General features: G+C 64.2%; 10 protein-coding genes and 1 riboswitch. Of the genes, 3 read left to right on the top strand and 7 right to left on the bottom strand.

From position 1 onward, the window contains the following. Nucleotides 1-41 precede the first annotated feature (41 nt). From AC1DT2_RS08440 to AC1DT2_RS08420, 5 genes are all read right to left on the bottom strand, one after another. Nucleotides 42-2,435: a GH92 family glycosyl hydrolase gene (locus AC1DT2_RS08440; RefSeq protein WP_477295839.1), complete on the bottom strand. Its 2,394-nt coding sequence runs from the start codon at nt 2,433-2,435 to the stop codon at nt 42-44. 122 nt (nt 2,436-2,557) lie between these two features. Then, nucleotides 2,558-3,436, bottom strand: a complete 879-nt coding sequence (locus AC1DT2_RS08435; RefSeq protein WP_477295837.1) for a bestrophin family protein — start codon at nt 3,434-3,436, stop codon at nt 2,558-2,560. Then, nucleotides 3,433-4,104, bottom strand: a complete 672-nt coding sequence (locus AC1DT2_RS08430; protein WP_477295836.1) for a carbonic anhydrase — start codon at nt 4,102-4,104, stop codon at nt 3,433-3,435. Before AC1DT2_RS08430 ends, AC1DT2_RS08435 begins: the two co-directional genes overlap by 4 nt. A gap of 247 nt (nt 4,105-4,351) precedes the next feature. Next, the gene (gene gcvP, locus AC1DT2_RS08425; protein ID WP_477295835.1) at nt 4,352-7,222 is read right to left on the bottom strand and encodes an aminomethyl-transferring glycine dehydrogenase; all 2,871 of its coding nucleotides are present in this window, start codon (nt 7,220-7,222) and stop codon (nt 4,352-4,354) included. Nucleotides 7,223-7,263: 41 nt separating this feature from the next. Beyond that, nucleotides 7,264-7,360, bottom strand: a riboswitch (glycine riboswitch). Between the two features lie 216 nt (nt 7,361-7,576). Further along, nucleotides 7,577-8,401 carry an SDR family oxidoreductase gene (locus AC1DT2_RS08420; protein WP_477295834.1) on the bottom strand — a complete coding sequence of 275 codons (825 nt, stop codon included), beginning with the start codon at nt 8,399-8,401 and terminating at the stop codon, nt 7,577-7,579. A 96-nt stretch (nt 8,402-8,497) separates the two neighbouring features. Between AC1DT2_RS08420 and AC1DT2_RS08415 the strand changes: the two genes are divergently transcribed. Further along, nucleotides 8,498-9,403, top strand: coding sequence for a LysR family transcriptional regulator (locus tag AC1DT2_RS08415; protein ID WP_477295833.1), 906 nt, complete (start codon nt 8,498-8,500; stop codon nt 9,401-9,403). Here the strand turns inward: AC1DT2_RS08415 and AC1DT2_RS08410 are convergent. Both AC1DT2_RS08410 and AC1DT2_RS08405 read right to left on the bottom strand, forming a co-directional pair. Beyond that, on the bottom strand, nt 9,400-9,813 hold the full coding sequence (locus AC1DT2_RS08410; RefSeq protein ID WP_477295832.1) for a helix-turn-helix domain-containing protein: 414 nt from the start codon (nt 9,811-9,813) through the stop codon (nt 9,400-9,402). The two genes, AC1DT2_RS08415 and AC1DT2_RS08410, sit on opposite strands and share 4 nt — an antisense overlap. Beyond that, nucleotides 9,810-10,094, bottom strand: a complete 285-nt coding sequence (locus tag AC1DT2_RS08405; RefSeq protein ID WP_477295831.1) for a type II toxin-antitoxin system HigB family toxin — start codon at nt 10,092-10,094, stop codon at nt 9,810-9,812. Before AC1DT2_RS08405 ends, AC1DT2_RS08410 begins: the two co-directional genes overlap by 4 nt. A gap of 221 nt (nt 10,095-10,315) precedes the next feature. On the opposite strand from AC1DT2_RS08405, the gene AC1DT2_RS08400 reads away from it, so the two are divergent. Then, entirely contained in the window at nt 10,316-11,098 is a 783-nt protein-coding gene (locus AC1DT2_RS08400) for an SDR family NAD(P)-dependent oxidoreductase (protein ID WP_477295830.1), read from the top strand. A 17-nt stretch (nt 11,099-11,115) separates the two neighbouring features. Further along, the coding region (locus AC1DT2_RS08395) for a TetR family transcriptional regulator (protein WP_477295838.1) at nt 11,116-11,284 on the top strand (169 nt) is incomplete at its 3' end.

Below are 11,284 nucleotides of genomic sequence, written 5' to 3'. Positions count from 1 at the left end.
CCCAATCGCCGATGAATCGGCTCCTACAACAGCATGAGCGATTACTTCTTGTCGAACGAGGGCGGGGCGTCTGCCGCTTTCGTTGCCCAGGCCTTGTTCGGCTTATCCGACAACTCGAACTCCAGCTTGCCGCCCTTGAGCGCGAAGGACTCGGGCAGCCACGACTTCGTGCTGACCTTCCCGTCGACCTTCAGGGCCGTGACATAGGGCTTGCCCATGCCAGCGTTCGGCGCTTCGATCACGACATCGCCATCCGGTCGATGCACGGTGGCCTTCGTAAACAGCGGGCTGCCCACGACCATCTCGGCACGACCCGGAATGGACGGATACACGCCCAGTGCGGCGAAGACGTACCACGACGACATCTCGCCAAGATCGTCATTGCCCGGAATGCCGTTGGGGGCATTCACCCAGATGGTGTCGAGCACGCGGCGCACGAGTTCCTGCGTCTTCCACGGCTGGCCGGCGAAGTTGTAGAGCCAGGGCGTGCCGATGGACGGTTCGTTATCCAGCTCCGCATGCAGCGGGCCGGACTTGGTGACGGCGAACGTGCCGTCCGGCTGGTAGAAGAACGCGTCGAGTCGCTTGCGCGCCTTCTCGCGTCCGCCCATGGCGTCGAACAGACCGCCGACGTTGAACGGCACCATCCACACGTACTGTGCCGCGCTGCCTTCGACGAAGCCGTCTTCGGTCGACGGCGTGAACGCATGCGGGGCCTCCTTGTCGTCGTCCTTGATCAGCGCCCAGTTGCCGTCCGCGTTGCGATTGCGGATGTAGCCGCCTTCGGGCGTGGCCTTGGGGTCGAACAGGTTGCGCCAGTACTGGGCGCGGCTGAGGAAACGCTGTGAGGTGGCCGTGTCACCGAGGCGCGCTGCCAGTGAGCTGATGCCGAACTCGGCCGCGACGGTTTCCAGCGTGTCGGCAGCCGGTCCCCATGCGGGTGCGCCGACCGGGATGTAATGCAGCTTGAGCCACGCATCGAGGCCGGGACGCTGGCCGACGCATTCGACTTCGCAGCCGTCGTGCGACAGGTCGAGGGCGGTCGGGTTGTCGGCGGCGTGGACGAGCGAGGCGAGGGCGCCCTTGGCGTCGAAGTCGCGGCCGCCGAAGGCATAGATGCCTGCGACCGCGGCGGCGGCGGGATCGCCGTTCATGACATGCGTGCCGCCGTTGTTGTGCGTCCAGCGGTCCCACACGCCGTTGTTCTGTTGGGCCTGGTTGTAGAGGCTCTGCGCGATGTCGCTCGCTGTCTTCGGCTCGAGCCAGGCGACCATCGGCAGCTGGGAGCGATAGACGTCCCAACCGGAGAAGTTTGCGTACTGCGCCTTCTGGGTGCCGGCGACCTTGTGCACCTTGTTGTCGAAACCGGTGTACTCGCCGTTAACGTCACTGAACACGTTGGGGGTCATCAGTGAGTGATAGAGCGCGGTGTAGAACACGGTGCGCTGGTCCGGCGTGCCGCCTTCGATGTCGATATGTGACAGGCGTGCGTTCCACGCGTCGACCGCCTTGTCACGCAGCGCTTCAAACGTCGTTCCCTTCGGGTTTTCCGCGTCGAGGTTGGCCTGCGCGTTCGCGGTACTCACATACGAAATGCCGACGCGCACGTTGACCGCGCTGGTGCCCTTCGCAAAGCCGACCCACGCACCCGAACCCTTGCCGGCATCCGGAAAACCTTTCTCGCCGTAACCCGTGCCGCCTTGCGCCTGCTTTCCGCCCTTGGTGACGGTGGTGTCCTGCCAGGTGCCCGTGGTCGCGAAGGGCTGGTCGAATTCGATCACGTAGTGGACGGTGTAGTAGCTGCGACGATCCGCTTCGTTGATGTAGCCGCAGAAGTTGCCGCTGGTGACGTCGCCGCTGATGCGCTGATGGGCMGGGTCGATGGTAACCGTCGCCTTCTCGGAGCCCGATTCGGAATCCGAAGCGCGCACGAGCACGTTGACTGGCTTGCCGGCAGGGAAGGCGAAGCGCGCCGCGCCCGAATGCAGGGCMGCGGTGAGGTCGGTGKTGACGCCGTTATCGAGTGTCACGTGGTAGTGACCGGCCTTGGCCACCTCGTTCGCGTGCGAGAACTTCGACGCATAGGCGTGCCGGAAGTCGGTCGACGGAGAGGTCGTCACGTCCTCGCTGATCGGCATGATCGGCACGTCGCCCGAGCCGCCGGCACAACCCCAGCCTTCGACATTGGTCAGGCTGAAGCCGCGGATCGCGTCGGCGCGGTATTCGTAGCCACCCGGTGCGGCGATCGGCGACTTCTTGCCGGGGAGCGGCGAGGCTTCCGGGGAGAACTGCAGCATGCCGAAGGGCACGACGGCGCCCGGAAACACATTGCCGCCGTTAGCCGTGCCGATCAGCGGATTGACGAGGGCGGCAGGACCGGAGGCAGCGGCGACGGCCGCGGGCAACAGGGCGGCGGCAAGGACGAACGGGTGCATCGCGCGCAAGGGCAGATCTCCGTGGGACCGGTATTTATATCGATTGAAATCCGAATCGAGGCCCGGGTCGTGTGCCAACGGTCATGGATGCGCTGCACCATGCCGTCAGCCGGGAGAGCGTGCTACCAGAGGATCCCGTCGATCGGCTTCGCCGGCTCGAGGCCATGCGTTTCGCCGAGTGCGTCGCGCAGGTCGATCTCGATGCCGCGGGTGAGCGTGGTGAGGGGCACGTCGTCTTCGAGGTTCTCGAAGGGGTTCTGCATGTCGTTGCCGATCTGCAGCAGGGCGAGGAAGAGGAAGCCGGCCACCGTGGAACCCAGGGGCGTGTACAGGCCCAGCGTCTCGACGAGGCCGAGCGGGAGGAGGATGCAGAAGCCATGCGTGAAGATGGCGGGGTAGGTGGCGTACTGCTGTGGCAGCGGCGTGTTCTTGATTCGCTCCATGCCGCCCTGGGCGTTGGAGATATCCGAGAGCGTGCGCGCGAGTGCGGTCAGCAGGATCGGATCGGGCTTTGCGTCGGCGATCAACGTACCGGTGCGCGCGTGGATCGCGTTGGGCACGTTGGTGACGCCGCGCAGCCTTTCCACCTCGTCAGCGGGCAGGCGCGCCGATAGTTCGTCCCACGGCGCCTGCCGGCGCAGGTGCAGCCGCAAGGCATGCACATAGGCGATCTGGCGATGTGCCACGGCGACCGCGGCGGCGCGCTCCGGCAGCATGGTCAAGGCCTCACGGGCAAGCGTGCGCGAGGCGTTGACCATCGCGCCCCAGAGCGTGCGCGCCTCCCACCAACGCGCATAGGCGGTGGTGTTACGGAAGCTCAGGTAGACGGCCACGGCCGAGCCGAGCAGCGTGAGGGGGAGGGCCGGGAACTCCGCGGTCCACCGGGGATGCATCACGAACCAGAAAGCGGTCACGGCCACGTCCCACGCAAGCAGCCAGATCAGCGGCTTGCCCACATACCGCAGGATGTGGCCCAGGTGCGCGCGGCCGGGAAGGATCACGCCTTGTGCTCGCGCTTGATCGCTTCGGACAGGGGAATGAACGTGTTGTCCGTTTCGTCGAGCACGGTGATCGTGCCGTCACCGATGTCGTAGACCCAGCCGAGCAGGTTGATCGCATCGTTGGCGAGCGCGGCCGCGACGGCGGGGTGGGATCGGAGATGGGTCAGCTGCAGCCGGATGTTCTCTTCGATCACGGCCTGCATGGCATCGGCGCCCTCGAGCTTGCGCGCGAACACGGCGCTCTTGGCCGCCTGCGCATTGCGCAGCCAGGCTTCGACCGTGGGCAGGTCCTTGGTGGAGTCCGGGTTGAGCAGGCCCTTCATGGCGCCGCAATCGGTATGGCCGCAGACCACGACATGCTGCACGCCAAGCACCATCACGGCGTACTCGACCACGGCGGACACGCCACCGAGCATCTCGCCGTAACCCGGCACGATATTGCCGATGTTGCGGCAGACGAAGAGTTCGCCCGGCTGGGTCTGGGTGATCATCTCCGGCACCACGCGGGAGTCCGCGCAGGTGATGAAGAGGGTATGGGGGGTCTGGCCTTCGGCCAGCTCGCTGAACAGCTTGCGGTTTTCCGGCTCGGGGAAAACCTTGTGGCTGAAGTCCTCGACGCCCTTGAGCAGGYCGAGGAGGCTGTCGTCGCGCGGAGTTTCCTGGGTCATTTTCGTTGCCTTGGAAAAGCTAGGCGAACAGTTTAAGACAAACGCAGGGGGCTGTATGTGGGAGCCGCTTCAGCGGCGATGGGGCTCGCGGCGACCTGGCCCGCTGCCGCGGGATCGCCGATGAATCGGCTCCCACATAGAGCATCGCCGATGAATCGGCTCCCACATAGAGCATCGCCGATGAATCGGCTCCTACAAAGGAAAAAGGCCGGCCGGGTTTCCCCGGCCGGCCTCAACACCCAGAGGCTTAGGCCTCGGCGTCTTCCTTGTACGCATCGATCGGGATGCAGGCGCACATCACGTTCTTGTCGCCGTAGACGTTGTCCACGCGGGACACCGGCGGCCAGTACTTCGACAGCCTCAGCGAGGGCAGCGGGAAGGCAGCCAGTTCGCGCGGGTAGGCGTGGGTCCACTCGGTGCCCGTGACCATGGTGGCCGTGTGCGGGGCGTTGCGCAGCGGGTTGTCCTCGCGGTCCAGGCGACCGTCGTCCACCGCACGGATCTCGTCGCGGATCTGGATCATGGCGTCGATAAAGCGGTCCAGTTCGTGCTGGGATTCGCTCTCGGTCGGCTCGACCATCAGCGTGCCGGCGACCGGGAAGCTAAGGGTCGGGGCGTGGAAGCCGAAGTCGATCAGGCGCTTGGCGACATCTTCCGCGCCGACGCCGGTGGCGTCCTTGAGCGGGCGCAGGTCGAGGATGCACTCGTGGGCGACAAGGCCATTACGACCGGTGTACAGCGTGTCGTAGTGCGGTGCGAGGCGCTTGGCAATGTAGTTGGCGTTGAGCAGGGCCACCTGGGTCGCCTTGCGCAGGCCTTCGGTGCCCATCAGCGTGATGTACATCCAGGAGATCGGCAGGATCGASGSCGAGCCGAAGCTGGCGGCGCTGACCATGCCCACGTCGCCCTCACCACCGAAGGTACGCGGCAGGAACGGAGCGAGATGCGACTTGACCGCGCACGGGCCGACGCCCGGGCCGCCGCCGCCGTGCGGAATGCAGWAGGTCTTGTGCAGGTTGAGGTGCGAGACGTCCGAACCCCACTTGCCCGGCTTGGYCACGCCGACCAGCGCGTTCATGTTGGCGCCGTCGGTGTACACCTGGCCACCATGCTTGTGCACGATGTCGCAGATGGCGACCACGTCTTCCTCGAACACGCCGTGCGTGGACGGGTAGGTGATCATGATCGCGGCGARGCGGTCCGAATACTTCTCGGCCTTCTCACGAATATCGTCGACGTCCACATTGCCGTTGGCATCGCAGCGCGTGACCACGACGGTCATGCCACACATCTGCGCCGACGCCGGGTTGGTGCCGTGCGCGGATTCCGGAATCAGGCAGATGTCGCGATGGCCTTCATTGCGCGAGCGGTGGTAGGCGCGGATGGCGAGCAGGCCGGCGTATTCACCCTGGGCGCCGGAGTTCGGCTGCAGGCTCACCGAGTCGTAGCCGGTGCACTCGACAAGCATCGCTTCCAGCTCGTCGATCAGCTGCTTATAGCCCTGGGCCTGGTTGGCCGGAGCGAGCGGATGGATGTTGGCGAACTCCGGCCACGTCACCGGAATCATCTCGGCGGTGGCGTTGAGCTTCATGGTGCAGGAGCCGAGCGGGATCATGGTGCGATCGAGCGCGAGGTCCTTGTCGGCAAGGCCACGCAGGTAGCGAAGCAGTTCGTGCTCGCTGTGGTGCGTGTTGAATACCGGATGCTGCAGGAAGTCGGTGTTGCGCAGGAGGCCCGACGGCAGGGCATCGGCCGTCGCGGCATCCAACGTGTCGATGTCGTTCGCGTTCGCGCCGAAGACGGAAGCCAGCGTGGCGACGTCCGCCCGCGTGGTGGTCTCGTCGAGGCTGATGCCGACGCTGGATGCGTCAATGGCGCGCAGGTTGACGTTCGCAGCCGCGGCCTTGGCATGGATCGCCTTGGCATCGACGCCGGTCACGTGGAGCGTGTCGAAATAGTCGCCACCCACAGCCACGCCGGCCTTGCCGAGCGCGCCGGCGAGGATCGCGGTGAGGCGATGCGTGCGACGCGCGATGCGGGTAAGGCCTTCCGGACCGTGGTACACGGCATACATGCTGGCCATGACGGCGAGCAGCACCTGCGCGGTACAGATGTTGGAGGTGGCCTTCTCGCGGCGAATGTGCTGCTCGCGGGTCTGCAGGGTGAGGCGGTAAGCCGGCTTGCCTTCGGTGTCGACGGAGACGCCGATCAGGCGGCCCGGCATGGAACGCTTATAAGCGTCGCGGCAGGCGAGGTAAGCGGCATGGGGGCCACCGAAGCCGTACGGCACGCCGAAACGCTGTGTGTTGCCGACGACGATATCCGCGCCCCAGCTACCCGGGGAAGCAAGCAGCGTCAGGGCGAGTAGATCGGTGGCGACGCAGACGATACCGCCGCGCGCGTGGGTCGCGTCAGCCAGCGCCTTGTAGTCGTTCGCACGACCGAAGGTATTCGGGTACTGCAGCAGCACGCCGAAGCTGTCGACGGTGGCGCCTTCGGCGTCATCACCGACGTGCAGCTCGATACCGATGCCATCGGCGCGCGTGCGCAGTACTTCGAGCGTCTGCGGGTGCACATCCTTCGAGACGAAGAAGACGTTGGACTTCGACTTGGCCGAACGCTTGGCCAGCGTCATCGCTTCGGCGGCCGCGGTGGCTTCGTCGAGCAGCGAGGCGTTGGAGATATCCATGCCGGTGAGGTCGGCGACCATCGTCTGGAAGTTGATCAGCGCTTCCATGCGGCCCTGCGAGATCTCCGCCTGGTACGGCGTATAGGCCGTGTACCACGCCGGGTTCTCGAGCACGTTGCGCAGGATGACGTTCGGCGTGAGCGTGCCGTAGTAGCCCTGGCCGATGAAGCTGCGGAAGACGGTGTTGCGGTCGGCGATGGTGCGGATCTTCGCCAGCGCTTCTTCCTCGGTCACCGCGGCAGGCAGGGCGAGCGGGGCGGGCGACTTGATCGAGCCGGGAACGATGGCGTCGGTCAGCGCGTCCAGCGTGTCGTGGCCGACGACGCGGAGCATCTCGGCGATCTCGGCATCGTTCGGACCGATGTGGCGTTCGATGAACGCGCCATGGTTCTCGAGCTCACGCAGCGAAGGAGAGTTTTTCTGGCTCATGACTTGGAGGCATCCGAAAGAACGTGCCGTGCCGGCACGTGGGGCGCCCCTCTGTCCTTTTGCCTGAGAGTTTGGAGGCTTAGGAAGCCTCTTGCACCTTCGGCGCCGGATTTAACCGGTCTCTCCAGAGTGATGAAGCACGCCGGTGGTCATGGGGGCCTGAGCGATTACGGGCGTTGCGCCTTCGGCAGCGGATCCCTCCGCTTCTCCCACCGGGTGTTGCTGGCGGGGATTATACAGGCGGCGGCCGCCACGGTGCGTCAGTCTGCTCCCGTAGCGCCGGACCCGAAGGGCTCAAACAGTCATATAAATCGTGTGCGATTGAAGCGTAAGCGCTACACCTGTCGAAGTGCGCTAGGCGCGGAACTGCTCGCGCATGAAATGCATATAAGCCTCCTCCGAAGTCTCCCGCCGCGCCTTCACCAAGGGCTGGATATCGTCCGTCGCCACATAGCGCAAACGGTCGGTGCCATCCGTCGTCGCCTCGAAGATCACCTTGGCGACATCTTCGGAGGTGGCATGGCGGCTGGCGCGTAGACCCTCGAACACTTTGCCCGTGGCCGTGACGAAGTCTTCGTAGCCCGCGGGTACGGAAGCGCTGCCGAACTCGTCCGATGATCGTGCGCCGAACTTCGTGTCGAGCACGCCGCCGGGCTCGACGATCTTCACTGTGATGCCCTGGGAGGCGAGTTCGTATGACAGAGACTCGGAGAACCCTTCCAGTGCGAACTTGCTCGCGTTGTACAGCGAGATCATCGGCAAACCGAAAACGCCGGCGCCGGAACTCACGTTGATGATGGTGCCGCGACGGCGCGCGCGGAAATGCGGGAGGAGGGCGCGAGTCACGTCCATCGCACCGAACACGTTCACGTCGAACTGTTCCTGGATCTTCTCGCGGCTGGCGCCTTCGAAGATGCCGAACAGACCGAACCCGGCGTTGTTGACCACCGCGTCGATACCGCCGAAGCGATCGATGCCTTCGACGATGGCGCCGTCGATACTCGCGAGGTCCTGAACATCGAGGCGGGTGACCAGGATGTTTTTGTTGGCTGCCAGGTCGGCTCCGGCATCCGGGTTGCGCATGGTGGCGACCACCTGCCAGCCATGTGTCGCGAAGTGCAGGGCGGCAGCCTTGCCAAAGCCGGTCGAAGCGCCGGTAATGAGGACGGTCTGGGTCATGACGAATTCCTGTGGGTGATCCCAGACAAACTAGTTGCGTCCCGGTGTACTAACAATCAGGCTTATCCGGGACGTATCGATGCGGGATTTCGCACAATGCACAAGGCTGGTCTCATTGAACTGCAGGCGGTGCTCGCTGTAGCGACACACCAGAGCTTCCGCCGTGCTGCGATAGCCGTGGGTATGTCGCCGTCGGCCCTCAGTCATGCCGTCGCTGCCCTGGAACAGCGCATGGGCGTGCGTCTTTTCAATCGCACCACGCGAAGCGTGTCCCTGTCCGAGGCGGGCGAGCAGTTCGTCGCGCGTATCCGCCCGGCGCTCGGTGAGATCTCCGCGGCGATGGAAGCGGCCAACGCCTTCCGCGACAGTCCGACCGGCACCCTGCGCATCAACACGTCCGAGGGCGCGGCTTCGATGATTCTCGAGCCGATGCTTTTCGAATATGTGCGCCGTTTTCCTGAGATGCGCCTGGACATCGTTACCGAGGGCCGCCTTGTCGACATCGTGTCCGAGGGCTTCGACGCAGGCGTGCGGATTGCGGCAGACGTGCCGCAGGACATGGTCGGCGTGCGCTGCACGGGTCGCCTGCGCTTCATGGTGGCCGGCTCGCCCGCGTACTTCAAGGACCGACGCAAGCCGAAGGTGCCCGAGGATCTTCTGACACACACGTGTATCCGTAGCCGTCTTCCCAGCGGCACCTGGTACCGCTGGGAATTCGAGAAGCGCGGGCAGGAACGCCGCATTGACGTCGACGGACCGCTCGGGCTCGACAGCCACCACCTCATGGTCGCGGCGGCCCTCGACGGCATGGGCTTGATATGGACCAGTGAGTGGAACGTGGCGCCTTATATCGCTGACGGTCGCCTGGTGCCCGTGCTCGAAGACTGGTCTCCGTACTTCGATGGCCTGAGCGTCTACTACCCTGCGCACCGACACATGTCGGCAGGACTTCGCGCCTTCATTGATCTGGTGCGAGAGCAGGCAGAAGCCGCCGCGCCTTAGAAGAAGGCGGCGGGGCTCAGTGCGAAGCGCTTCGCCAGAGCGCGGATGTGACCCGTCGTAAGTTCGCGTTTACCGGCAAGGATTTCAGACACGACGCTTTGCGTGCCGATCTCGGGAAGCTGGCTTTGCGTCAATCCGTTTTGTTCCATGAGAAATCGAAGCAGATCGATGCCATGGACTTTGGCCTGAGGAAAATGTTGCTGGTCGTAGGCGTAAATCAGATCTGCCAGCACCATGTAGAGCGAATGTTGCGAGTGCTGGGACGCCATGGCGCCGGCGTCGACAAGTGCGTCCGTCAGGCCGACTACCTTGTCATAGTCGCGAGCGGTTTCGATGTGGCAAACCCCGGAAACCTTCTGGAATTCGTCCCACTGGGCGAAGATCGCCTCGAGTGATCGCTTTGTCCTCATTTCCAATGTCCTCGGTCGTACTGTACGTGCGTCAAAATTGCTCTGATGTAACAGTGCTGGGCTTGATAATCGATGCGGCACACGAGCCGGTAGCGGTTCCCGCGAATGTCGAAAACATGCTTGTCGCCGACAATATCGGCAGAGCCGAACGTCTGCTTCAGATCACTGAAGCCTTGATAGGAGCGGGATTCGACTAACTTTCTCCAGGACCGGAGCGGTTCCGCCGCGTCGGGGCGGAGCTGGCCAAAGTCGACCAGGCGGCGGTTGCTGATGACCCGCATGTAGCTCTTCCGTAAGCGGCGAAGGGGATATTATCGCAATATGCGATACTGTCAAATGTAGGCCTTGCCCACGGTGACTTGTCATCCGCCGCGGCCCGAAATCGATTGGGATTCGTTTGATGTGCCGCGCCTATCTGGTTGCCGTATCCCGCAAGTAGGGCACTTGCCAAATGACCGTCGGTCATTTACGTTATGACCACTGGTCATTTCGGAGCGACTCCATGGCATCGCAACAACGTTGGGCGCTGATTACCGGCGCATCGAGTGGTTTGGGGCGGGACTTCGCCCATGCGCTGGCCGAAAAGGGCAGCAACGTGGTCCTTGCGGCGCGCCGGGAGGAACCGATGGAGCGGCTCGCGGAAGAGCTGCGCTCGCGCCATGGCGTGAAAGCGAAGGTGGTGGCCCTCGATCTCTCGGCGGATGGTGCCGCTGCCTCACTGAAGCTGCGCCTGGATGCGGACGCCATCGTGGTCGATACGCTGATCAACAATGCCGGGCATGGCATTACAGCGGAATTTCTGGATGCACCGGTCGATCGCATCAACGCGATGCTTCGGCTCAACGTCCTCGGCTTGACCGATCTGACGCATGTATTCGCATCCGACATGGCGAAGCGCGGCGGGGGCAGTGTGATGCTCGTGGCCAGCGTGGCCGCCTTCCAGCCGTGCCCTCATTTCGCGGCGTACGCGGCCAGCAAGGCGTATGTGTTGTCGCTTGGTGAAGCCCTGCACACCGAGCTGAAAGCGAAGAAGGTGGTCGTCACCGTGCTCTCGCCCGGCGTTACCGAGACCTCGTTCTTCGATGCGGCGGGTGAAGCACCCAACGCGGCCATGAAGCGGATGATGATGAAGTCGCGTCCCGTGGTCGATATCGGCCTCGCCGCCATGGCGGCGGGCAAGTCGGCGGTCGTGGCAGGCCGCGTCAATAGCGTGATGGCCTTCGTGTCCCGGCTGTTCTCCCGGCAGCAGCTCTCGCGCATCACCTATAGAATGGCCATGACCTGATGATGGATTGAGCGTGYATGGTTCGATACGCCCTGGCGGCCGAAGATAAGGAAGCGCGTCGCGACGCGATCCTGGCCGCCGCACGCACGCTGTTCGTTCGCGATCCGGAAAAGCTCCCGTCAGCTGCGGCCATCGCGACGGAGGCGGGGCAGGCGAAGGGCACCGTGTATCTGTACTTCGCGACGA

The sequence above is a fragment of the Luteibacter sp. P4_E6 genome, assembly GCF_056401535.1.
This window is presented reverse-complemented; position numbering and strand designations above follow the sequence as displayed.